The 23,544-nt window shown below is 64.9% G+C and carries 20 protein-coding genes; 9 read left to right on the top strand and 11 right to left on the bottom strand.

Annotated elements, in window-relative coordinates; translation table 11 throughout:
* Positions 1-88 precede the first annotated feature (88 nt).
* Both ACQR13_RS05510 and ACQR13_RS05505 read left to right on the top strand, forming a co-directional pair.
* Positions 89-823, top strand: coding sequence for a LuxR family transcriptional regulator (locus ACQR13_RS05510; RefSeq protein WP_315713742.1), 735 nt, complete (start codon positions 89-91; stop codon positions 821-823).
* 82 nt (positions 824-905) lie between these two features.
* Positions 906-1,589 (top strand): acyl-homoserine-lactone synthase, encoded by a 684-nt coding sequence (locus ACQR13_RS05505; RefSeq protein ID WP_315713741.1) that lies wholly within the window; start codon positions 906-908, stop codon positions 1,587-1,589.
* Between the two features lie 632 nt (positions 1,590-2,221).
* On the opposite strand, the gene ACQR13_RS05500 is transcribed toward ACQR13_RS05505, so the two are convergent.
* The 8 genes from ACQR13_RS05500 to ACQR13_RS05465 all read right to left on the bottom strand — a co-directional run bounded on the left by ACQR13_RS05500 (position 2,222) and on the right by ACQR13_RS05465 (position 11,450).
* Positions 2,222-2,869: a nitroreductase gene (locus ACQR13_RS05500; RefSeq protein ID WP_316172756.1), complete on the bottom strand. Its 648-nt coding sequence runs from the start codon at positions 2,867-2,869 to the stop codon at positions 2,222-2,224.
* A gap of 174 nt (positions 2,870-3,043) precedes the next feature.
* Entirely contained in the window at positions 3,044-4,291 is a 1,248-nt protein-coding gene (locus ACQR13_RS05495) for an acyl-CoA dehydrogenase (RefSeq protein ID WP_316167346.1), read from the bottom strand.
* Positions 4,292-4,414: 123 nt separating this feature from the next.
* Positions 4,415-5,659 carry an acyl-CoA dehydrogenase gene (locus ACQR13_RS05490; RefSeq protein WP_315825935.1) on the bottom strand — a complete coding sequence of 415 codons (1,245 nt, stop codon included), beginning with the start codon at positions 5,657-5,659 and terminating at the stop codon, positions 4,415-4,417.
* Between the two features lie 156 nt (positions 5,660-5,815).
* On the bottom strand, positions 5,816-6,943 hold the full coding sequence (locus ACQR13_RS05485) for an acyl-CoA dehydrogenase family protein (RefSeq protein ID WP_315825934.1): 1,128 nt from the start codon (positions 6,941-6,943) through the stop codon (positions 5,816-5,818).
* Between the two features lie 135 nt (positions 6,944-7,078).
* Complete coding sequence (locus ACQR13_RS05480) at positions 7,079-8,947, bottom strand: AMP-binding protein (protein ID WP_316172693.1); 1,869 nt, start codon at positions 8,945-8,947, stop codon at positions 7,079-7,081.
* Positions 8,948-8,988: 41 nt separating this feature from the next.
* Complete coding sequence (locus ACQR13_RS05475) at positions 8,989-9,795, bottom strand: enoyl-CoA hydratase/isomerase family protein (protein WP_316167344.1); 807 nt, start codon at positions 9,793-9,795, stop codon at positions 8,989-8,991.
* A gap of 154 nt (positions 9,796-9,949) precedes the next feature.
* Entirely contained in the window at positions 9,950-10,708 is a 759-nt protein-coding gene (locus ACQR13_RS05470) for an SDR family NAD(P)-dependent oxidoreductase (protein WP_315825931.1), read from the bottom strand.
* An 82-nt stretch (positions 10,709-10,790) separates the two neighbouring features.
* Positions 10,791-11,450 carry a TetR family transcriptional regulator gene (locus ACQR13_RS05465; protein ID WP_315825930.1) on the bottom strand — a complete coding sequence of 220 codons (660 nt, stop codon included), beginning with the start codon at positions 11,448-11,450 and terminating at the stop codon, positions 10,791-10,793.
* 138 nt (positions 11,451-11,588) lie between these two features.
* Between ACQR13_RS05465 and ACQR13_RS05460 the strand changes: the two genes are divergently transcribed.
* From ACQR13_RS05460 to ACQR13_RS05445, 4 genes are all read left to right on the top strand, one after another.
* On the top strand, positions 11,589-12,761 hold the full coding sequence (locus tag ACQR13_RS05460) for an acetyl-CoA C-acetyltransferase (protein WP_315825929.1): 1,173 nt from the start codon (positions 11,589-11,591) through the stop codon (positions 12,759-12,761).
* Between the two features lie 169 nt (positions 12,762-12,930).
* Positions 12,931-14,469, top strand: a complete 1,539-nt coding sequence (locus ACQR13_RS05455; RefSeq protein WP_434862639.1) for an acyl-CoA synthetase — start codon at positions 12,931-12,933, stop codon at positions 14,467-14,469.
* Between the two features lie 242 nt (positions 14,470-14,711).
* Entirely contained in the window at positions 14,712-15,782 is a 1,071-nt protein-coding gene (locus ACQR13_RS05450) for an alpha/beta fold hydrolase (protein WP_315714359.1), read from the top strand.
* A 95-nt stretch (positions 15,783-15,877) separates the two neighbouring features.
* Positions 15,878-16,264, top strand: a complete 387-nt coding sequence (locus ACQR13_RS05445) for a hypothetical protein (RefSeq protein WP_315713731.1) — start codon at positions 15,878-15,880, stop codon at positions 16,262-16,264.
* A gap of 73 nt (positions 16,265-16,337) precedes the next feature.
* Here ACQR13_RS05445 and ACQR13_RS05440 read toward each other — a convergent pair whose 3' ends face one another.
* Complete coding sequence (locus tag ACQR13_RS05440) at positions 16,338-17,060, bottom strand: hypothetical protein (protein ID WP_315713730.1); 723 nt, start codon at positions 17,058-17,060, stop codon at positions 16,338-16,340.
* Between the two features lie 202 nt (positions 17,061-17,262).
* Between ACQR13_RS05440 and mbfA the strand changes: the two genes are divergently transcribed.
* The 3 genes from mbfA to ACQR13_RS05425 all read left to right on the top strand — a co-directional run bounded on the left by mbfA (position 17,263) and on the right by ACQR13_RS05425 (position 20,391).
* The gene (gene mbfA, locus ACQR13_RS05435; RefSeq protein WP_315713729.1) at positions 17,263-18,234 is read left to right on the top strand and encodes an iron exporter MbfA; all 972 of its coding nucleotides are present in this window, start codon (positions 17,263-17,265) and stop codon (positions 18,232-18,234) included.
* Positions 18,235-18,312: 78 nt separating this feature from the next.
* Positions 18,313-18,843, top strand: coding sequence for a cytochrome b (locus ACQR13_RS05430; RefSeq protein WP_316172695.1), 531 nt, complete (start codon positions 18,313-18,315; stop codon positions 18,841-18,843).
* Positions 18,844-18,921: 78 nt separating this feature from the next.
* Complete coding sequence (locus ACQR13_RS05425) at positions 18,922-20,391, top strand: amidase (protein ID WP_434841747.1); 1,470 nt, start codon at positions 18,922-18,924, stop codon at positions 20,389-20,391.
* Positions 20,392-20,579: 188 nt separating this feature from the next.
* Here ACQR13_RS05425 and ACQR13_RS05420 read toward each other — a convergent pair whose 3' ends face one another.
* Positions 20,580-21,668 (bottom strand): Zn-dependent alcohol dehydrogenase, encoded by a 1,089-nt coding sequence (locus ACQR13_RS05420; RefSeq protein ID WP_316172696.1) that lies wholly within the window; start codon positions 21,666-21,668, stop codon positions 20,580-20,582.
* Between the two features lie 41 nt (positions 21,669-21,709).
* A complete protein-coding gene (locus tag ACQR13_RS05415) occupies positions 21,710-23,494 on the bottom strand; it encodes an acyl-CoA dehydrogenase family protein (protein ID WP_316200337.1) in 1,785 nt (594 codons plus the stop codon).
* Positions 23,495-23,544: the final 50 nt, after the last annotated feature.

The raw sequence follows: 23,544 nt of genomic DNA, 5'->3' as shown, positions 1-23,544 counted from the left end.
GCTCAACGAACTATCGACCTGAATCTCCAATTTGCGGTTGACAGCCTTTTGTCCGTGGCTAGCTTGAACCACGGGCGGAGACTTTCACATGCAAGTGATGGACGCGTATTGGGGACGACGAGCTCTGGAGTACGTCGATGCGATCGAAGCGTCGAAGACCAGCGCGAGCGTGCTCTCCCAGTTCGAGAAGATGATCAGCAACCTGGGCTTTCACGCCTACATCATGGCCGGCGTGCCGACCTCGGGCCAATCGCTGCAGCAAACCATTCTCGCCAACGGCTGGCCGCGGGAATGGTTCGACATGTATGCGCGCGAGCAGTTTCACCGCTGCGATCCGATTCCGCGGCACTGCATCTCGACATTGAATCCATTTGCGTGGTCGGAGGCTCCCTATGACCGCGAGGACGAGCCCGGCGCGCACGAGGTGATGACGCGCGCGAAGGACTTCCGATTGAACGAAGGCTTCTGCGTTCCCATCCACTACGACGATGCCGTGGGCGCCGTCAGCATTGCAGGCGAAAATCCGAATCTCGCTCCCGATGCGCGGGGCGCGCTGCACCTGATCAGCATCTTCACGCACAGCAGGCTTCGCGCACTGGCGCGCTCCGCCGCGAGCAACCAGAGCCGACGCCTGTCGCGAATCGAGGCCGAGGTGCTGGGCTGGGCGGCGCGCGGCAAGACCGCGTGGGAGACGGCGCGCATCCTCGGTGTCTCCGAACGCAACGTCCGGTGGCATCTGGAAGAAGCACAGCGCAAGCTAGCAACCAAGAACAAGACGGCGACGGTTGCGACCGCTCTTGTCAACGGCGAGATCTCGATCTGATCTGTCGTTTCTCCCACTGGATCAATTCGAGCGCATCGGCAATCTGCAAACCCCAATTTGATTCAGACGACCGGGGGTTTCGATGCCTGAGATTCATGTCGTTCGAAAAGATAATCGCGCTCTGTACGAGAAATATTTCGATCCGTATTACCGGCTGCGCCACGAGATCTACGTCAAGCAACGCAAGTGGATGGCACTCGATCGTCCCGACGGGCGCGAGATCGATCAGTTCGACACCGAGGATTCGGTCTATCTGTTCTGCATCGACAACGGCCAGTTGATCGGCTCGATGCGCGCGGTGCCGACGCAGTTGCCGACGCTGATGAGCGACATCTTCCCGTATCTGAATCTGCGCGGCCCGATCCAGCGCCCCGACGTCTACGAACTGTCGCGCATCTTCGTGATCCCGGAGCGCCGCGGCGAGCATGCCGGCCCGCGGATCGACATGCTGCTGCTCACCGCAATCATGGAGTACGGCATCTCGATCGGGTTGACCGGCTTTTCGATCGTGCTCGAAACCTGGTGGCTGCCGCGGTTCGAGAAGTGCGGCTGGAAGGCGCGGCCGCTCGGCGTACCTCACATGATGGACGGGATGTCGGTGATGGCCGTGCTCGTCGACTGCGACGAAACGACATGGAAGTCACTCTGCGAGCAGATCGGCCTGACGCGGCCAACCCTCACGTGGCAGGGGCTCGAAGACGTCAGCCGCCAGGCCCTGCCGGATATCTTTCTTCATCTTCCACCAGCCGCTCAGCCAGCGCAATGATCTGTTCCCTGTGCCGCTTCAGCCTGAGCTTATGGAAAGCCTTCAAGAGGCGGTGACCAAGGAGCGTCGCCTCGTCCACCTCGAGGGCATAAAGGTTGGACGGCGTGTTCATGGAATCCATCGCTGACACTTCAGGTTTTGAGCCGTGACTGAACCTTCAATCGAGAAGATCATCGAGCGTCTGCAATTTTGCATCGTTGACGCTCGGGCGATGCAACTCAAAATGTTAGAGAGAATTTTGTCAATATCATTGCTTGAAGCCCACGAGCTGAAGGAAAAGTGCGCGCCCAATTCGACCAACAGCAGCCATTAGCGCTCCTGCACCGACTCTCGCAACACGTCCGGTCCTGCAGCGGCGCGTCTCGACTGGTGCATCGCAGACACAAACTGTTGATTTCAGGGCGGCTTTCGATGTGAAGGTCGGACAGGAGAGCACGAGCATCGTTGCCGAAACGCGCTCGCCGAACGTGGACGACACCTCGGCAAAATCATGGCGCCGCCGCCGGAGCTGCTCCCTGTTCAGCAAACTCGGTTTACAAAAATGGACTCGTGGGGCGTCTCGCCCCTCCGGAGTCCCGGATAACGGAACTCCGCCGGCAACAAATACGCGCGTGCGACCGACGGACGGGAAGTCATTCGTCGTGAAAGCGGACCGTTTCGGCGACCGTGGCGCGGCTGGTGCGGTAGGAGTTGGCCTTGTCACCGAGATCGGGACAACCGAACGAGATGCCGCAGACCACCTTGCGGTCGGCGCCAAGCCCGAAGTGCTGCCGCACCACGTCGGAGTGAAACGCGAGCGCCGCCTGCGGCACGGTGGCAATGCCGAGCGCCTGCGCCGCCAGCATGAAGCTCGTGACGTAGCCGCCGCAATCGATCGCGCCATAGGTGCCGAGCGCCTCGTCGCTGTGGATGACCGCCACATGCGGCGCGCCGAAGAAATTGTAGTTCTCCAGCGCCTGCCGGGCATAACCCGCCTTGTCGCCGCGCGGGATGTCGAGCGCGTTGTAGAGCTGGAAACCGCTCTCGCGCCGCCGTTCCAGATAAACGCCGGTGTATTCGCGCGGGAAAGGAAAGTCGCCCGACGCCGCCTTGCCGCTGGAGGCCGCCGCATACATCACCTTCCGGAAAGCCTCGGTCGCCGCACCAGAGGTGATCTCGACACGCCACGGCTGGCTGTTGCACCAGGACGCAGTTTTTTGCGCCGCCGTCAGGATGCGCTCGATGGTCGCGCGCGGCACGGGCTCGGGCCGGAACCTGCGGCAGGAGAAGCGCGCGGCCATCAGCTCTTCGAGAATGGTGATGGGATCCTGCTCTGACTTTGGCGCCGCAGATGACATGACAACCTTCCGTACGACCGGCGACGCTCGCTTTGTGCTCGCCCTCCACCCCCCGTCTTTCCGGACCGGTCGCCACAGCGACCGCCCCCGGAAGACGGCCGTCGTGATGCCGTCGGATCAGCTGCGCCCCTTGGTCGGCACCTTGTTGAACGGCACGTCCTTGTCGACCCGGATGTCACCGGGCAGACCGAGCACGCGCTCGGCGATGATGTTGCGCAAGATCTCGTCGGTGCCGCCGGCGATGCGCATCGAGGGCGAGGTCAGCAGCATCTGCTGAAACTGGCCCTGCGTCACCGTCTCGTCCGCGCCGGTCAGCACGCCAGCGCCGCCTTCGAGATCCATCGCGTAGGTTGCGATATCCTGCAGCATGACGCCGGCGACCAGCTTGCCGATGGAATTCTCAGGTCCGGGCCGCTCGCCCTTGGACAGCGCCGAGATCGCGCGGTAGCTCGTGTATTTCAGCCCGCTGGCCTTGACCGCCCACGACGCCAGTTTCGAGCGCGTGGCGCGATCGTCGATGGCGAGTCCGCTCTCGGTCATCAGATTGGCGCAGAACTCGAACATCTCCGGGAAGCCGGTGGCGAGCCGCGCGCCGATCGACATGCGCTCGTTCATCAAGGTGGTCAGCGACACGTTCCAGCCGTCGCCGACCGCGCCAAGGCGCTGCGAGTCCGGGATCACGACGTCGGTGAAATAGACCTCGTTGAACTCCTGCATACCGTTGGCCTGCTTGATCGGGCGGACCTCGACGCCCGGGCTCTTCATGTCCAGGAAGAACATCGTCAGGCCCTTGTGCTTGGGCACATTGGGATCGGTGCGCGTGATCAGCAGGCCGTAATCCGAGTAGTGCGCCCCCGACGTCCAGATCTTCTGGCCGTTGATGAGCCAGTCGTCGCCGCGCTTCTCGGCGCGGGTGCGCAGGCCAGCGACATCGGAGCCGCCGGCGGGCTCGGAGAACAGCTGGCACCAGATCTCCTCGCCGGAAGCGAGCTTCGGCAGATAGCGCCGCTTGTGCTCTTCGCTGCCATAGGCCATCACGGTCGGGCCGCACATGCCCTCGCCGATCTGGAACGGCTGCGTCAGCTTGCCATAGACGCCCTCCTCCTGCTGCCAGATCACCCGCTCGATCGGCGTCGCGCCGCGGCCGCCATACTCCTTCGGCCAGTGCAGGCAGGCCCAGCCGGCATCGGATTTCTTCTTCTGCCAGGCCTTGCCGACCTCGACGATGTCGGCGTGCTTGAGCCGGATGCGGCCGAGCGAGGAGCTCGCGAGCTCCTCCTCCAGCTCCCTCGGCGCGTTGGCCGCGATCCAAGCGCGCGCGGTGTCGCGAAAAGCGGCTTCCTGCGGGGTGTCGTCAAAGTTCATGCCTGACCCTCACTTGATATGCGTAGGGCGGGGGTTGGCCGAAGGCGTAACCCGCCACTTGATCAGCGTTGTACGAGCTAGCGGCGGGTTACGCTGCGCTAACCCGCCCTACGACTGCACTTGTTAGCTTCGTCCCTTGGTCGGAACCTGGTTGAACGGCAGGTCCTTGTCGACGCGGATGTCGCCAGGAAGACCCAGCACGCGCTCCGCGATGATGTTGCGCATGATCTCGTCGGTGCCGCCTTCGACGCGGGTGCCGGGCGCGCGCAGCAGCATCGCCTGGAATTTTCCGGCGAGCTCGGCCTCGGGACCGCTGAGCACGCCGGCGGCGCCCTGCAGGTCGAGCGCGTAGGTCGCGACGTCCTGGATCATCGGTCCTGCGACCAGTTTACCGATCGAGTTCTCAGGTCCCGGCCGCTCGCCCTTCGACAGCGCCGAGATGGCGCGGATGCTGGTGTATTTCAGCCCGCTCGCCTTCACCGCCCAACTCGCGAGCTTCGAGCGCACGTTGCGGTCCTCGATCGCGGGACGATCGTCCAGCATCAGGTTGGAGCAGAAGTCGAACAGCTCCGGGAAGCCGGTGGCGACGCCGGCGCCGATCGACATGCGTTCGTTCATCAAGGTGGTGAGCGCGACGTTCCAGCCGTCATTGACCGCGCCGAGACGCTGCGAGTCCGGGATCACGACGTCAGTGAAATAGACCTCGTTGAAATCCGAGTGCCCGCTCGCCTGCTTGATCGGCCGGACCTCGACACCCGGGCTCTTCATGTCCAGGAAGAACATGGTGAGGCCCTTGTGCTTCGGCACCGTCGGATCGGTACGCGTCAGCAGGATGCCGTAGTCGGAATAATGCGCGCCCGAGGTCCAGATCTTCTGGCCGTTGATCACCCAGTCGTCGCCGCGCTTCTCGGCGCGGGTGCGCAGGCCGGCGACGTCGGAGCCACCGGCCGGCTCGGAGAACAGCTGGCACCACACCTTCTCGCCCGAGGCCAGCGGCGGCAGATACTCTCTCTTATGCTGCTCGGAGGCATAGGCCATCATCGTCGGGCCGCACATGCCGTGGCCGATGATGAACATGCCGGACAGCTTGCCGTAGGGCCCCTCCTCCTGCTGCCAGATCACGCGCTCGATGGGTGAGGACCCGCGACCGCCATATTCCTTTGGCCAGTGCAAGCAGGCCCAGCCGGCCTCGGCCTTCTTCTTCTGCCAGGCCTTGGCGACGTCGAGAATGCTGGCGTTCTTCAGCGCGGTGCGGCCAAGCGAGGACGCGCGCAGTTCGTCCTCGTACTGCTTCGGCGCATTGGCGGCGATCCACGCGCGCGCCTCGGCGCGAAACGCGGCCTCCTGCGGAGTGTCATCGAAGTTCATGAGAATTCCTTTCAGATCGTCATTCCGGACGACCCGCAACGCGGGTCGATCCGGAATCCAGAGGTGAGTCATCTCGAGATTCCGGGTTCGCTCACTCCGCGCAAAATGGCATGGTCATTTTGTCGCGCGCGAGCGCCCCGGAATGACGGGCTTGGGTCACGCCGCATTGCGCTTGCGCATGCGGTCGATCAGTTGGTCTTCCCAGTAAGAGAGGCTGCCGAGGCCGAGCGCGAGCGCGTTGGCGCGTCGGTAGTACATGTGACAGTCGAACTCCCAGGTGAAGCCCATGCCGCCATGGACCTGGATGTTGTTCTTGGCGCAGTGTTGAAAGGCTTGCGTCGCGCTGATGCGCGCTGAGGCCGCGGCCTCCGGCAATTCCGGCGCATTGGTCGAGAGCGCCCAGGCGCCATAATAGGAGTTGGAGCGCGCCAAGGTCGCCGAGACGTACATGTCGGCCAGCATGTGCTTGACCGCCTGGAACGAGCCGATCGGACGGCCAAAGGCGATCCGGTCGAGCGCGTAGTCGCGGCCCATCTCCAGCGCGCGGTCGGAGCCGCCAACCTGCTCGAACGCCGTCAGCACCGCGGCGCGATCGAGCACCTGGGTGATGATGCTCCAACCCTCGCCGGCGGCGCCGAGCGGCTCCGCCTTGCAGTTCTTGAAGGTGAGCTCGGCCTGGCCGCGCGTCGGATCGAGATTGGTCAGCGCCTTGGCTTCGACGCCGCCCGCCTTGGGGTCGACCAGGAACAGCGAGATGTCGCCGTCGCGGCCGGTCGAGCCGGTACGCGCGGCAACGATGATGAGATCGGCGATGGCGCCGTCGGCGACCGGCTTCTTGGTGCCGTTGAGCACGCCGTTGGCGGCCTCACACTTGATCGCTTTGGGCGACGGATTGCCGGTGCCCTCGAACAACGCCAAGGTGCCGATCGCCTCGCCATTGGCGATCTTCGGCAGCCAGGCCTGCTTCTGCGCATCGCTGCCGGCCAGCATCAGGGCCTCCGCGGCAAGATACACGGTCGACGAGAACGGCACCGGCGCCAGCGCGCGGCCGACCTCTTCGGCGATCACGCAGAGCTCGAGATGACCGGCGCCCGCGCCGCCGTACTCCTCAGGAATGGCGACGCCGAGGAAGCCCATCTCGGCGAAGCCTTTCCACAGCGCTCGGTCATACGGCTCCTTGCCATCGAGCACGACACGCACCGCCTTGGGCGGACACTTCTCGGCGAGGAATTTCCGCGCCTGGTCCCGCAACTGCTTCTGGTCGTCGGAGAAATCGAAGTTCATGGCCTCACCTGCTTCCTGATCGTCATTCCGGGGCGATGCGCAGCATCGAACCCGGAATCTCGATCTGATTTATCTCTGGATTCCGGGTTCACTCGCTTCGCGAGTGCCCCGGAATGACGGTTTCAAAATGCGTCGTCACAGCACGATCACGTCGCTGTCGGGCTCGGCCGCGTAGAGCCGCTCGACCAGCGCGGCACGGCGTTCGAGACCGGCGCGCTGGTTGATGTAGCCCTTGTCGGTCAGCTCATGGCCGTCGATCGAGGGCGGCTCGACCATCAGCATGGCGCGGCCGATGCGCCGGCTGGTCGCGCCCTCGCACTCTTTATTATGGGCTTCGAGACCACGGCGGACGCAGTCGATGACGGCCGGATGCTTCACCACGTCCTCGAACGTCGCGTTGGGATCGCCGACCAACTGGCGGCAGGCGTGCAGATTGGGCCAGGCCAGGAGACCGACATATTCGCGGTCCTGCCCGGTCACCAGTGCATCGTGGATCGCCGGCGTTGCGGCTGCGATCGCATCGGTGCGAAGCGAGCCGACATGGACGAAGGTGCCTGTCGTGAGCTTGAAATCCTCGACCACGCGGCCGGCGAAGATGATGCCTTGCGCCGGGTCATTGGGATCGACGAACACGCCGGCATCGCCGATGCAGTAGAACCCTTCCTCGTCGAACGCCTTCTTCGTCAGCTCGGGCTGGCCGAAATAGCCGGGCATCACGTTGATGCCGCGCAGGCGCAGCTCGTATTTGTCGCCGGTCGGCACCATCTTCAGCTCGACGCCGGGGAACGGCAGGCCGATGAGCCCGACCCGCTCCGTGTTCCAATAGGTGCCGGTCGAGGTCGGCGCCGTCTCGGTCGAGCCCCATCCGGTGTAGAACACGATGCGCTCGCCGGTGGTCTTGACCGCCAGCGCCTGCATCCGCTCGTACAGATCGTCCGGCAGCCGCGCGCCGCCATAGGCCATGATGCCCAGATCCTTGAAGAAGGAGCGGCACAGCGCATCGTCCTTCTCCATCGCCGCCGCCAGCGCCGCATAGCCGGCGGGCACATTGGCGTAATAGGTCGGCGACACCTCGCGCAGGTTCCGGATGGTCTCGTCGAACATGCCGGGCATCGGCCGGCCGTCGTCGATGTAGAGCGTGCCGCCCTCGATCAAGAGCGGATTGAACAGCGCATTGCCGCCCATGGTGTGATTCCATGGCATCCAGTCGAGCACCGTCGAGATCGGCGCATCAGGCCCGCGCGGCCGCGTCTGCATCATCATCGCTGCATTGGCGCACATCATGCGCTGGGTGTTGATGACCGCCTTGGGCATGCCGGTCGAGCCGGAGGTGAACAGGAGCTTGCCGACCGTGTCCGGTGTGATCTGCGCAATCGACGCGTCGACCGCGCCGGTGACCGGCGTCGCGGCGAGATCAGCGAAGCTGATGCTCGCAATGCCCTCGCACGGACGCGCGACATGAACGACGGTGACGCCGTCGAGATCGAGCGCCTTGAGCGCCTTCTCGAAGGTCGGGCCGTCCTGCACCATGACCACGCCCGGCTTCACGAGGCCGAACAGATATTTGAGCTTGAGATGATCGTGGCTCATCAGGGAATAGGCCGGCGACACCGGAGCGGCCGGCGAACGGGCCTGCATCGCGGCCATGGTGATGAGCGCATGCTCGATCGAATTGCCGGAGAGGATGGCGACGGGGCGGCCGTCCAGCTTCAAATCGAGCAGGCCCTGCGTCAGCCCATCGACGGTGCGCTTGGCCTCGGCATAGGACAGCTTGCGCCATTGCCGCTCGGCTCCGCTGCGTTGCGCGAGCCAGGTCCGCGTCGGCGCCTCCTTAGCCCAGCGGGCGAGCGGCGCCGCCAAATGCGGCTCATAGGCCTGCAGCGGAATGCGCGATTTGATGACGATGACGCCGTCACCGCGTCTCTCGATATCGATGTCGCGCGCCAGCCAGTTGACCTTGCGGAATGCCGGCTTCTCCAACACCTTCGCTGCCGTCCCGTCCATTTTGCGTCTCCCGAAATATCGTCCTTTGCGGATCTTGATATCTAGCGGTTGGTATAGACCGGCTTGCGCTTCTCGAGGAAGGCTTGAATGCCCTCCTTGAAATCCTCCGAGCGGCTGCACAGCACCTGGTTGCGATCTTCCATCGCGATGACGGCTTCGATCGACGACGCATCGACGCTCATGTTGAGACATTCCTTTGAGAGTCGAAGTCCGACCGGCGAGGCCGTCATCATCGCATCGACGAAGGGCGCAGCCGCGCCCTCGAGCATATCGTCCTCGACGATTTCCGACACCAGCCCGACCATGAGCGCGCGCTCGGCTCCGATGAAGCGGCCGGTGAGGATCAGCTCCGATGCGACGGAGACGCCGACGAGGCGCGGCAGGAAATAGCTGGTGCCGATGTCGCAGCCCCCTAAGCCAAGCTTGATGAAGGCACAGTTCATCCGCGCCGAGCGGCTGGCGATGCGGATATCGGCCGCGAGCGCCAACGCAAAGCCGCCGCCGGCGGCTGCGCCCTGCACCAGCGCAATGATCGGCTGCGGGCAACGCCGCATCAGCATCACGATGTCGGCGATGCGGCGCTGCGAGTCCAGCGACTCGGTCACGCTGGGCGGCTCATTGACGCCGCCGCGCCGCTGCATCGCGGCCTTCAGATCGAGCCCCGCGCAGAAGTTCTTGCCGGCACCCTTGAGCACGACGACTCGCGTGGTGCGATTGCGCTGCAGGCTTTCGAAATAAGTGTTGAGCGCGTCGATCAGCGCCGGGTCGAGCGCGTTCAGGCTCTCCGGGCGATTGAGCGTCACCCGGTCGACGCCATTGTCGTGTTCGATCAGCAGCGGTTGGGACATGGCGCGCGCTCCACCCTCAGTGTCATCCCGGCGAACGCCGGGATCCATAGCCACCGGCTTGATTGGTAAGAGTGCGGCGTCTGCCAGTCTGCCTATCACAGACGCCGCGGAGTATGGGTCCCCGCGTTCGCGGGGACGACGGCGGAGGTTGCCGTCAGCGCGGGGCCATGCGGATGGCGCCGTCGAGGCGGATGGTTTCGCCGTTCAGCATCGGGTTCTCGACGATGTGGACGGCGAGGTTACCGTACTCGGAGGCGTCGCCGAGCCGGGCCGGATGCGGCACCTGGGCGCCCAGGCTCTTGCGCGCTTCTTCGTTCAGTCCCATCAGCAGCGGTGTCAGGAACAGGCCGGGCGCGATGGTGTTGACGCGGATTTTCTGGCTGGCGAGATCGCGCGCAGCGGGCAGGGTCAGGCCGACGACGCCGCCCTTCGAGGCCGAATAGGCGATCTGGCCGATCTGGCCTTCATAGGCCGCGACGCTGGCGGTGTTGATGATGACGCCACGCTCCTCGCCGACCGGCTCGGCGGTGACGAGGCGCTCGGCAAACAGCCGCAGCACGTTGAAGGTGCCGATCAGGTTGACGTTGATGATGCGCGCGAACTTGGCGAGCGGATAGACGCCGTCCTTGCCGACGATGCGCTGCGAGCCGCCGATGCCGGCGCAATTCACCAGCACGCGGGCGATGCCGTGGGCCGCCTCGGCCTTGGCGAGGCCGGCCTTGACCTGATCCTCATTGGTGACGTCGGCATGCAGCGCGACGCCCTTGATCTCGGCGGCGATCTTCTCGGCGTTTTCCAGGCTCTGATCGAGCACGGCCACCTTGGCCCCCTTGGCCGCCATGGCGCGCGCCGTAGCTGCGCCGAGACCCGAGCCACCGCCGGTGATGAGAACGGCAACGTTGTTCAACTGCATGTCAGGTTTCCTCCCTAGACGTTTTTGCTTGCGAATAGCGAATAGGGAGTAGCGAATAGAGGCTTCCCCCATTCGCGACTCCCTATTCGCCACTCGCCCGTTTCAATATTCCACCGCAGATCAGCGCCTCCATATGGGCGATGTACTGACGGCAGACATCATCGGTGACCGGGCCGACGCCGATCGCGCGCGACATCGCGTGGCGGCCGAAGAACAGGTGATCGCAGGCGCCGATCAGGCTGGTGTAGAACAGCACCGGATCGACGGCGCGAAACTCGCCCCTGGCGACGCCCTCCTCGATGAGCCGGCGATGGAAATCGAGCAGCGGCGCCACGAAGAACTTCGACACTTCGTCGGCCGCCTCCGCGCTGCTCTCATGCAGCAGATAATGGATCAGCCGGTTCATGTAGGGAAACCGGTGATAGGCGCGGATGATGCCGCTGATGTGCAGCTTCAGCTTCGCCGTCGGCGGCAGCGGCTGCGCCAGGAGATATTCGAGATTGGCCACCTCGGTCGCCGCGTCGCGGGCGAGCAGCGCCAGCAGCAGGCCGTCCTTGTTGCCGAAATGATATTTCACCAGCGCTGCATTAGAGCCGGACTTCTGCGCGATGTCGCTGAGCGAGATTTCGATCGAGGACCTCGCGATCATCAGCTCGCTGGCGGCGTCCAGCAGCTTCTCCGCCGTCGCATTCCGCCCCGCGGGAAGTTTCTCTGGCACGCTGTTGTGAAGCTGAGGTCCCAAGACATGTCTCGCGCTTGATCGAGGCAGATAAGCCGAAGCCGGAGTTGATCTCAAGAGTTAATTGATCGATTGACTAACGCTCGATCGGGCATTTAAATCGCCGCCAATCACGAACACCAAGTCTAGGGAGGATACGTCATGGCGGAAGCCTACATCGTCGCGGCCGCACGCACGGCCGGCGGCCGCAAGGGAGGACGGCTGGCCGGCTGGCATCCGGCCGACCTCGCGGCGAAGGTGCTGGACGCGCTGGTCGATCGCTCCGGCGCCGCGCCGGACCAGGTCGAGGACGTGATCATGGGCTGCGTGATGCAAACCGGCGAGCAATCGAACAACATCGCGCGCAATGCGGTGATGGCCTCGAAGCTGCCGGAGAGCGTGCCGGGCACCTCGATCGACCGGCAGTGCGGCTCGTCGCAGCAGGCGCTGCATTTCGCCGCGCAGGCAGTGATGTCGGGCGCGATGGATGTCGTGATCGCCGCCGGCGTGGAGTCGATGACCCGGGTGCCGATGGGTCTCTCCTCCACGCTTCCGGCGAAGAACGGCTTCGGGCACTACAAGAGCCCTGGCATCGAGAGCCGCTATCCGAACATCCAGTTCAGCCAGTTCACCGGCGCGGAAATGATGGCGGAGAAGTACGGTCTCTCCAAGGATGAACTCGACGAATATGCCTATAACAGCCATCAGCGCGCGATTGCCGCCACGCAGGCAGGCCACTTCAAGGACGAGATCATCCCGCTCGAGATCACCCGTGCCGACGGCTCGACCGACACCCACCACATCGACGAGGGCATCCGCTTCGACGTCAGCCTCGACGGCATCAAGAGCGTCAAGCTGATCGCCGAGAACGGCAAGCTGACGGCGGCCACGGCCAGCCAGATCTGCGACGGCGCGTCCGGCGTCATGGTCGTCAACGAGCGCGGCCTGAAGTCGCTCGGCGTCAAGCCGCTGGCCCGCGTCCATCACATGACCATGATGGGCGGCGACCCCGTCATCATGCTGGAGGCGCCGCTCCCGGCGACGCAGCGCGCGCTGCAGAAGGCCGGCATGTCGATCGACGAGATCGATCTCTATGAGGTCAACGAGGCGTTCGCTTCCGTGCCGACCGCCTGGCTGAAGACCATCGGCGCCGATCCGAACCGCCTCAACGTCAATGGCGGCGCGATCGCGCTCGGCCATCCGCTCGGCGGCTCCGGCACCAAGCTGATGACCACGCTGCTGCATGCGCTGAAGGCCCGCAACAAGCGCTATGGGTTGCAGACGATGTGCGAAGGCGGCGGCATGGCGAATGTGACGATCGTGGAGCGGCTGTAGATCGCGCAACAACAACGGTGTCGTCCCCGCGAACGCGGGGACCCATAACCACCGCGCTACGTTTTGCGCGAGCTGTTGCGGCAGCTCGTTATCACCACAGGATCCTGTGGTTATGGGTCCCGGCGCGAGGCCGGGACGACACCTTGTTCCTGATCAGCGGTGAGCTCTCATGACCCACCCCTCCATTCACGCCCGCAGCCATCCCGACAAGATCGCCTATCAGATGGCCGGCACCGGCAAGGCCATCACCTATCGTGAGCTCGACGAGCTCTCGAACCAGGGCGCTCATCTATTCCGTGCGCTGGGGCTCAAGGCCGGCGACCATATCGCCTTCCTGATGGAGAATCGGCTGGCTTTCATGGAAATCGCCTGGGCGGCGCAGCGCTCCGGCCTGTACTACACCGCGATCAGCCGCTATCTCACCAAGGACGAGATCGCCTACATCATCAGGGATTGCGGCGCCAAGGTCTTCATTACCTCGCCGAAATGCGCCGAGCAGGTGCGCGATCTCGTGAGCGCCACGGACGGCCCGCTGTTCTTCATGGTCGACGAGCCCGAGCCCGGTTTCCGCTCCTGGGACAAGGAGGCCGGCGCCCAGCCCAAGACGCCGATTGCCGACCAGGTCGCCGGCTACGACATGCTGTATTCGTCGGGCACCACCGGACGGCCGAAGGGCATCAAGAAGGATTTCGAAGGCAATCCGATCGATCAGCCGAACCAGTTCCTGCGCGTGCTGTGCGCCGACATGTGCGGCATGAATGCCGAGAGCACCTATCTGTCGCCGGCGCCGCTCTATCATGCAGCTCCCTTGCGCTTCAACATGATGGTCTCAGTGCTCGGCGGCACCTCTATCATCATGGAGCATTTCGACGCCGAAGACTTCCTGAAGCTGGTCGAAAAGTACAAGGTCACGCAGTCGCAGCTTGTGCCGACCATGTTCGTGCGCATGCTGAAACTGCCGGAGGATGTGCGCAAGCGCTACGACGTGTCGACCCTGAAGAGCGCGATCCACGCCGCTGCGCCCTGCCCGGTCGACGTCAAGGCCAGGATGATCGAGTGGTGGGGTCCGATCCTGATCGAGTATTATGCCGGCTCCGAAGGCAACGGCGTCACCGTCTGCACCTCGAAGCAGTGGCTGGAGCATCGTGGCAGCGTCGGACGCGCCGTTGTCGGCAAGATCAAGATCCTCGGCGAGAATGACGAGGAGCTGCCGACCGGCGAGATCGGCACGGTGTATTTCGCCGACGCGCCGGTGTTCTCCTATCACAACGATCCGGAGAAGACGAAGCGGGCCTACAACGACAAGGGCTGGTCGACGCTCGGCGACGTCGGCTATCTCGACGCCGACGGCTTCCTCTATCTGACCGACCGCAAGTCCTACATGATCATCTCCGGCGGCGTGAACATCTACCCGCAGGAGACCGAGGACGTCCTCATCACGCATCCCGACGTCGCCGATGTCGCCGTGTTCGGCGTGCCGAACGAGGAGATGGGCGAGGAGGTCAAGGCGGTGGTGCAGCCGCACGACATGGCGCGCGCCGGCAAGGCGTTCGAGGAGCAATTGATCCTGTTCTGCCGCCAGCATCTGTCGCCGATCAAGTGCCCGCGCTCGATCGATTTCGAGCCGGAGCTTCCGCGCACGCCGACCGGCAAGCTGGTCAAGCGCCACCTGCGCGAACGCTACTGGCCGAAGAAGGGCGCGGCCTAGCACGCGATCATTCCGCAAAATTCAGTCATGCCCGGCCTTGTGCCGGGCATCGGCGTCTTTCAAGCTGGCACAAGAGAAGACGTGGATGGCCGGGCCTTCGCCGCGCTGAAGGGGCTTCGGCCCCGCAGGCCGGTCAAGCTCGGCCATGACGAGGAGACGTTCGAATGTCGACTTCCCTTCCCCCGCTTCCCCTCCCACCCACGATCCGGTCCCGCTTCGTCGACGGCATCAACGGCCTGCGCATGCACGTGCTCGAAGCCGGCTTCGAGACGCCCGGCCGTCCCTGTGTGCTGCTGCTACACGGCTTTCCCGAGCTGGCCTATAGCTGGCGCAAGGTGATGCCGGCGCTGGCCGCCGCCGGCTACCACGTGCTGGCGCCGGACCAGCGCGGCTATGGCCGCACCACAGGGTGGAGCGCCGACTATGACGGTGATCTCGCGCCGTTTCGCTTCACCAATCTGGTGCGCGATGCGCTCGGCGTGGTCTATGCATTCGGCCATCGCCATGTCGCGTCTGTCGTCGGCCACGACTTCGGCAGCCCCGTCGCGGCGTGGTGCGCGGTGATCCGCCCCGATGTCTTTCGATCGGTCGTGATGATGAGCGCACCGTTCCCGGGGCCACCCGCAGCACCGTTCGACATCGCCAGCCATCCCCTCGCGGCGCAGGAGGATCCCGTGCATCGCGAACTGGCTGCGCTGCCGCGTCCGCGCAAGCACTATCAATGGTACTACGCGACGCGGCAGGCCAATGCGGACATGCATCATCCCCCGCAGGGGCTGCATGAATTCCTGCGCGCCTATTACCATCACAAGAGCGCAGACTGGGCGGCCAACGCCCCTTCTCCTCTGCAGGCCTGGGACGCGGCCGAACTCGCCAAGCTGCCGACCTACTACGTCATGGACCTCGACAAGACGATGGCCGAGACCGTCGCCGAGGAGATGCCGGATGCGGCGGCGATCGCGGCGAATCGCTGGCTGCCGGACCATGAGCTCGCGGTCTATACCGCCGAATATGAACGAAACGGCTTCCAGGGCGGGCTGCAATGGTACCGCTGCGGCACGTCTGGTCTATTCGACGCTGAATTGCAGACCTGGTCGGATCTCACGATCGACGTTCCGTCCGCATTCATCTCCGGCCTGCAAGACTGGGGCATCTACCAACGGCCCGGTGTGTTCGAAGCGATGCAGTCCCGAGTGTGCACCAACATGATCCTGTGCGAGCTGATCGATCGCGCCGGACATTGGGTGCAGCAGGAGCAACATGAACGAGTCAATGAGCTCCTGTTCACGTTCCTGAACAAATCGACAGCCTGATTTCGGACGCCGTTCCGACGTATTAGGCGAATCGAGGAACGAACATTCGGGGTTGACGTTTTTGCATCCGGGCAATGCGCATCAGGAGAAGATTTATGGATAAGAAGATCGCAGGCTTGTTGGGCGCGGTCGCCGCTGTCGGCGCGCTCGGCACGGCGCAGGCGTCAGCGGCTCCGGCCCCGAGCGACGTGCTGAAGGCCAACTCCTACGCCGACCTGCTCGAGCCGATCCCGAATGCGGCCAAGGTGCTGCAGGCGCTCGACGAGCAGGCGCCGCCGGAGGCCGAACCGAAGGTGCAGCTGGCGCAGTGGTACCATCACCACCACCATCATCACCACCATCACCATGGCTACTGGCGCGGCTATGGCTACGGTCCTGGCTATGGGTACGGCTACGGCCCCCGGGTCTATGTGGTGCCGCGCCGGTACTACCATCACCACCACCATCATCACCATCACCACTGGTACTACGATCGCTACTGATCGTTGAGAGGTGAAAGCTCGGGGGGCGCCGACCGTGAGGTCGGCGCTCTTTCGTTTGAGAAAGACGGAAGCGTCAGGACTTGCGCGCCTTGTCCTTCGCCGCGCGATGCAGGTGGCGGTAGGTGCCGTCGAACACCGTGTCGGTGCTCGACACCCATTCGGTCTCCTTGGCGAGCACCGGACGGCTGGCGTGGATGCGGCGCGACTGCAACTCGCGCTCGGCCGCCTCGTCCGGAGTCATGGGCTCGACCGTGAAGTTTGCCTCCTCCGGAATCACGATCACCTGAGCGAACGGCTCGCCCGGACGGAAGATATGCGTCCGCCCTTCCGCGGGCGCCTTGAACACGCAGAAGAACAGCATCGGCCAGAAATTGCGCACCAACGCCGGCACCGCGATCGGGCAGGTATCGCTGCGGTCGGTATAGAAGCGCGGATGCGGCTCGGTCCGGATCGCGAAGCCGTTGGGCACCTTGAGATCGAGCAGGATCTGGTAGGTGTAGAAGGCATCGCCAAAATTGCGGAACGGCGGCCATTGCAGGCTCGGGCTCGGCGGCTCGCCCCAGTCGCCGGACAGCTCCAGCTTGCCGTCGCGCGTGGTGACGTGCAGCTCGAAGTCGTACGGATAAAATAGCTCGATGCCATATTGCGCACCTTCCGAGAATGGTACGCAATGCCAGACCTGCTCATGCGAGCCATTCGCTCGTGGCTGGCGTTCGCCTGCCCAGCCCGGGATATCCATCCGGGTGCGGCGCGGCGCCAACCCTGGATCGTTGAGCCGATATTTGACGCTATCCATGAGAACTCCTTAGGTGGCTGAGCGGAACGCGAACGACGGACTATCCTCGCAGTTCCATGACTGGAGCTTGAATGCGCTGTCACCGAAGGGTTTCGCGACCAATCAGCGGCCGGAGTTTGACCGCGGTGCGGCAAATCCATATAGACTTTAGAACCGTTCTAAACACTCGAATGTTGAGAGCGAGAGATCCGGGGACCTTGGAATGAAGAACTTCGCCGACCTCACCGAGCGCGAGATCCTGGCAATCGCGATCTCGGCCGAAGAGGAAGACGGCCGTATCTATATGAGCTTCGCGGAGGATCTGGCGGAACGTTATCCGGATTCAGCCAAGCTGTTCGAGCAGATGGCCGAGGAGGAGAAGGGCCACCGCCACATGCTGCTCGAACTCTATGAGGAGCGCTTCGGCAAGAACCTGCCGCCGATCCGGCGCGAGAACGTCAAGGGCTTCATGCAGCGCCGGCCGATCTGGCTGACCAAGAACCTGTCGCTCGACGCCATCCGCCGCGAGGTCGGCACGATGGAGTTCGAGGCCGAGCGCTTCTACGCCAAGGCGGCCGAGCAGGCCAAGGACGTCGGCGTGCGCCGGCTGCTCGGCGATCTCGCCGAGGCCGAGAAGGGCCACGAGAAGGTCGCGGCGAAACTGACCGACAAGATCCTCAGTCCGGACGTCCGGCACAAGGAGGACGAGACGCGGCGGCGCGTGTTCGTGCTGCAATATGTCCAGCCCGGTCTCGCCGGCCTGATGGACGGCTCGGTCTCGACGCTGGCGCCGCTGTTCGCCGCCGCCTTCGCCACGCATCAGAACTTTCAGACCTTCCTGGTCGGCCTTGCCGCCTCGATCGGCGCCGGCATCAGCATGGGCTTTGCCGAGGCGCTGTCCGACGACGGCTCGCTGACGGGCCGCGGCTCGCCGTGGCTGCGCGGCGCCGTCTGCGGCGCGATGACGACGCTCGGCGGACTGGGGCACACGATGCCCTATCTCGTCCCGGACTCCTGGACCAACGCGTTCTGGATCGCGACCGCGATCGCGAGCCTCGTCGTGTTCTTCGAGCTGTGGGCGATCGCCTATATCCGCGCGCGCTATATGGACACGCCGTTCCTGCAGGCGGTGTTCCAGATCGTGCTCGGCGGCATCATCGTGCTCGGCGTCGGAATTCTCATAGGAGCGGCCTAGCATCCGCACCCCCGCGTCTTGCGAAACGCTCAGCCGCGAGGCTGATGGCGCCGGACCGATCACAACGGAAAACTCGTCATGACGCCACGCCTGCAATACGGCACGCCCGCGAAGATCCTGCACTGGCTGGTGGTGGCGCTGCTCGCCATCCAGTATCCGATCGGCTGGCTGATGCCGGACCTGCATGCCAATACACCCCCCGGCGCGCCGATGATCCTGCACATTTCATTCGGCCTCACCATTCTGGCATTGATCGCCGTGCGCTTCGTCTGGCGGCTCACCCATCCGGTCGCACCGGAGAGCTCGCTGCCGCCCTGGCAGCGGCTGAGCTCGGAGGTCGTGCACTGGATGCTCTATGTGATGGTGCTGGCGAGCACCATCACCGGCTGGCTGTTCGCCTCCTTCCGCGGCTGGAGCGTATCGTTCTTCTACCTGTTTCCATTGCCGATGCTGGCCGCGCGCAACCCGGCCGGTAACCGCGCCATCGACGGGCTGCACCAAGCCTCCGAATGGCTGCTGCTGATCCTGATCGTCGTTCACGTCGCCGCCGCACTCGCGCACGTCTTCATCTATCGCGACCGTGTCATGCAGCGGATGCTGCCGGGCTAGAATCCGCAATTTTGGTCAAGCGATCGCCATCCGCATCGGTTAGGACTCCCGGCAAACATCTCACCGGGAGGATCGACCTTGGCCGCACCGCAATGGACGTTCGCAACCGCCGTCGACACGGCGAAGGCGTTGGCAGATCGTGAGATCTCGTCGGTCGAGCTGACCAAGCTCGCCATCGACCGCATCGAACGTCATGACCCCGAGATCAACGCCGTCTGCGTGCGCGATTTCGAGCGCGCGCTCGCTGCCGCCGACGCCGCCGACGCCGCGCTGGCGCGCGGCGAACGGCGGCCCCTGCTCGGCCTTCCGCTCACGGTGAAGGAATCCTACAACGTCGCCGGCCTGCCGACGACCTGGGGTTTTCCGCAGCACAGGGATTTCATCGCGGCCGAGGATGCGCTGACGGTGACGCGCGTGAAGGATGCCGGCGGCATCGTGCTCGGCAAGACCAACGTGCCGCTCGGGCTCGGCGACTGGCAGAGCTACAACGACATCTACGGCACCACCAACAATCCCTACGATCTCGGCCGCACGCCGGGCGGTTCGTCAGGCGGATCGGCCGCGGCCCTCGCGGCGGGCTACGGCTCGCTGTCGCTCGGCTCCGATATCGGCGGCTCGCTCCGGGTGCCGGCGTTTCATTGCGGCGTCACCGCGCACAAGCCGAGCTACGGCCTGGTGGCCTCGCGCGGCCATACGCCGCCGCCGTTTCAGCCGCTGCCGGGCGAGGCCGACCTCGCCGTCGTCGGCCCGATGGCGCGCTCGGCCGCCGATCTGTCGCTGCTGCTCGATGTGATCGCAGGCCCCGACCCGCTCGAGGCCGGCAAGGCATATCGCCTCGACCTGCCGCCGCCGCGCCACGGTCGCCTGCAGGATTTCCGCGTGCTGGTGGTCGCGAGCGATCCGCTGCTGCCGACCGACAGCGCCGTGCGCGGCGCGATCGAGCGGCTGACGGCCGACCTCGCACGGGTCGGCGTGAGCGTCACGACGGACAGCCCGCTGCTGCCGGACTTCGCCGCATCGAGCCGGCTCTACATGCGCATGCTGCTCGGCTTCATCGGCGCCACCATGCCGGCGGAGGTCCACGCCGGCGCCAGTCACGCGGCCGCGCAATTGCCGAAGGAGGCAGCGAGCCTCGCGGCCGAGCGGCTGCGCGGCATCGCGCTCAGCCATCGCGACTGGGTGCAGGCCGGCGGGGCGCGGGCGCGGCTGCGCGCGCAATGGCGAACGCTGTTCGAGCAATTCGATGCCGTGATCTGCCCGATCATGCCAACGCCGGCCTATCCGCACGACCATTCGCCCGACCAGGAGCAGCGCCGCATCAGCATCGACGGCGTCGAGCATTGCTACACCGATCAGCTCGCCTGGCCGGGCATCGCCACCTTGCCCGGACTGCCCGCCACCGCGATTCCGCTTGGACTCGCCGACGGCCTGCCGGTCGGGGTGCAGATCGTCGGCCCGTTCCTCGAGGACCGCACGCCGCTCAAGCTCGCCGACCTGATCGAGCGCGAATTCGGCGGCTTCGTCCCGCCGCCGCGGTTCGCGAACTAGTTCGCGATCGGGCTTATTCAACAACGCCTCGCCAAATTCCGCCGTCGTCCTACATCGTCATGGCCGGGCTTGACCCGGCCATCCATCTTGCAGAGAGGCTGGATGCCCGGGTCAGGCCCGGGCATGACGGGTAACTAATAGGCAGACCCGCCGAACCTCATCACCTGCCTCACACCCGACCACCCACCTCACGCATCGAACATGATCACGCTGCGCAGCGTCTTGCCTGCCTTCATGTTGGCAAAGCCCTCGTTGATCTCCGACAGCTTCAGCTTGGTGGAGATCCAGTCCTCCAGATGCAGCTTGCCGCGCAGATAGAACTCGACGAGGCGGGGCATGTCGACGCGGAAGTGGTTCGAGCCCATCGACGAGCCCTGGATGCGGCGCTCGCGCAGGAAGTCGAAGCCGTGCAGCTCGATCTTCTGGCCGAACGGGATCATGCCGACGATGGTCGCGGTGCCGCCCGGCGCCAGCATCGCGAACGCCTGCTCGGCGGTCTCCTTGCGCCCGAGCACCTCGAAGGCGTGGTGCACGCCGCCCTTGGTGAGCTCGCGCACCTGGGCCACGACGTCGCCCTCAGTGGGATTGATGATGTCAGTCGCGCCCAGTTTCGTCGCAAGCTGCAGCTTGGCCGGATTGGTGTCGATGGCGATGATGCGGCCCGCGCCCGCGATCTCGGCGCCGTTGATCGCAGCCATGCCGACGCCGCCGCAGCCGATCACGGCCACCGTCTCGCCGGCCTGCACCCGCGCCGTGTTGACGACCGCGCCATAGCCGGTGATGACGCCGCAGCCGATCAGCGCCGCGAGATCGAGCGGCATGTCCGGGCGGATCTTCACGATCGCGTTCTCGTGCACCAGCATCTGCTCGGCGAAGGACGAGAGGTTGAGGAACTGGTGCAGCTTCTCGCTTCGTCCCCATGACAGCCGGTTGGAGGCGCCGGGCGGCATCTTCACCGTCGTATCGGTGCACAACACCGGGCGGCCCGTGGTGCAGTTGTCGCAGGTGCCGCAGAACACGGACAAGCACGTGACGACGTGATCGCCCGGCTTCACATAGGTCACGTCGGCGCCGACCTGCTCGACGATCCCAGCCGATTCATGGCCGAGCACGGCGGGCAGCGGATGCGGATACAGGCCTTCGATGAAGTGCAGGTCGGAATGGCAGAGACCGGCAACCGCCGTGCGGATCAGCACTTCCCGCGGCCCCGGCTTGGGCACACTGATGTCCTCGATCACCAGCGGCTTGTTGACCTCCATCAGCACGGCGGCTTTCATTGGCGTTCTCCCGATCTTGTTTGTTGTTGGTCGCGGCAAGCCTACGCCGCTGACAGCAGTTCGCCAACCTCCTCCATGTCAGCGGTACGTTCGCCGAGCAGCAGTGTCGCGATGGCATCATCCATCCTATTTTCCGCGAGCCGGAACGGATCGGACGGCGTCAGCCGGTGCGCGACGATGAGCTTCGCCAGCAACAGCCTGCGCGCGTCGCCGCGCATCGCGTGGATGCGCCCGCTTTCCCAAGTCGTCGAGACGGCGCTTGCCACGTGATACAGCAGGCTGGTGGCGCGGCGCGCTTCGGACTCGTTGTCGGCGCGTCCCGCGACCTCGCGCGCAAAGCCCACGGCACGATCCACGAGTCGATGCAGCTGATCGCGCCAGGCCTGCGGCACGACGGCGCTGTCGTCGAGCCGCGCATGCAGGTCGGCTGCCAGCGCGGCCTCCGCACCGTGCCGGCCCACGGCGCGCTTCAGCGCATCGAGCGCGACGATGTTGCCGGTGCCTTCCCAGATCGAGCCGAGATGGGCGTCGCGCAGCAGCCGCGCGGTCACGAACTCCTCGACATAGCCGATCCCGCCGCGCATCTCCAACGCATCGCCGCAGACCTTGCGCGCGTCGCGCGTGGCGCGGAATTTCAATGTCGGCGTCAGAATGCGCAGCAGCGCCGCGGCATCCTGGCTGCCGGCCTCGGCACGGTCGAGCGCGTCGGCGGTGAGGAAGCTCAGCGACAGCGCCTGCTCGGTCGCGAGCAGGATCTTCAGCAGTTGCCGCCGGCCGAGCGGCAGGTCGACGATGCGTTTTCCGAACACCACGCGGTTGCGCGCGACCGTAATTGCGTCGTGCCAGGCCCGCCGCATCAGCGCCGTCGACTTGACGCCGTTGGAGAGACGCGACGAGTTGACCATCTCGGCCATCTGCACGAAGCCGCGATCGAGCCTCCCGACCGCATAGGCGACGGCGCCCTCCAGCTTGATCTCGCCCGAGGCCATCGAGCGCGTTCCGAGCTTGTCCTTCAGGCGCACGATCCGATAGTGGTTCTGGCTGCCGTCATCGAGGAAGCGCGGCATCAGGAACAGGCCGACGCCGCGCGTTCCCGCTTCGGCACCTTGCGGCCGCGCCAACAGCATCACGACTTTCGCATCGGCATTGGAGCAGAACCATTTCTCGCCATGCAGGCGCCAATGGTCGCCCTCCGGGACGGCGACCGTCGTCAACGTGCCGACATCGGAGCCGCCCTCCTTCTCGGTCATGAACTGGCCGCCCTGGGTCAGCTTTCTCATGTCGGTCTGCGTCAGGCCATCGAGGTACTTGGCCTTGAGCCCGTCGCTGCCGAAGCTCGCCAGCAGCTTGGCGCATCCGTCGGTGACGTTGATCGGACAGCCCAGCCCGAACTCCGCCTGGTTGAACAGGTAGGTGAAGGCGTGCTTGGCCGTGACCGGATACTTGGTCGGCCAGCCGAGAATGCCCTTCCGGATCGACATCGCGTGAATGCCGAACTCGCCAAAGGCGGCGCGCTCGAGCTCGCGATAGGCCGGATGGTACTCGACCCACTGCACGTCGCGGCCGAAGCGGTCGCGCTGGTGCAGCACAGGGCCATGGCGGTCAGCCAAGCGGGCGCATTCGTCGAGATAGGAGCCGGCGAGCTCGCCGAGACGGTCGAGATGCGGCACGAGGTGCCGAAACAGCGCTTCGGGCAGATGGATGCGCAGGAGATCGGCGAGCGCGGGGTCGGCGCGATAGAAGTTCAGCCCGGTGGTATCGGGCGCCAGCAGCTCCGGCCTTGCGCCGCCGGTCATCACGTCATCGCGCCTCAGGAACTGATGCATGATCGTTAAGCCCTCGTTCGTTTCCGCAAGTCTCTGATGGACTCTTCGAC

It is taken from the genome of Bradyrhizobium sp. HKCCYLRH3059 (assembly GCF_051168035.1).
In the GTDB taxonomy this organism is placed as follows: Bacteria; Pseudomonadota; Alphaproteobacteria; order Rhizobiales; family Xanthobacteraceae; genus Bradyrhizobium.
This window is presented reverse-complemented; position numbering and strand designations above follow the sequence as displayed.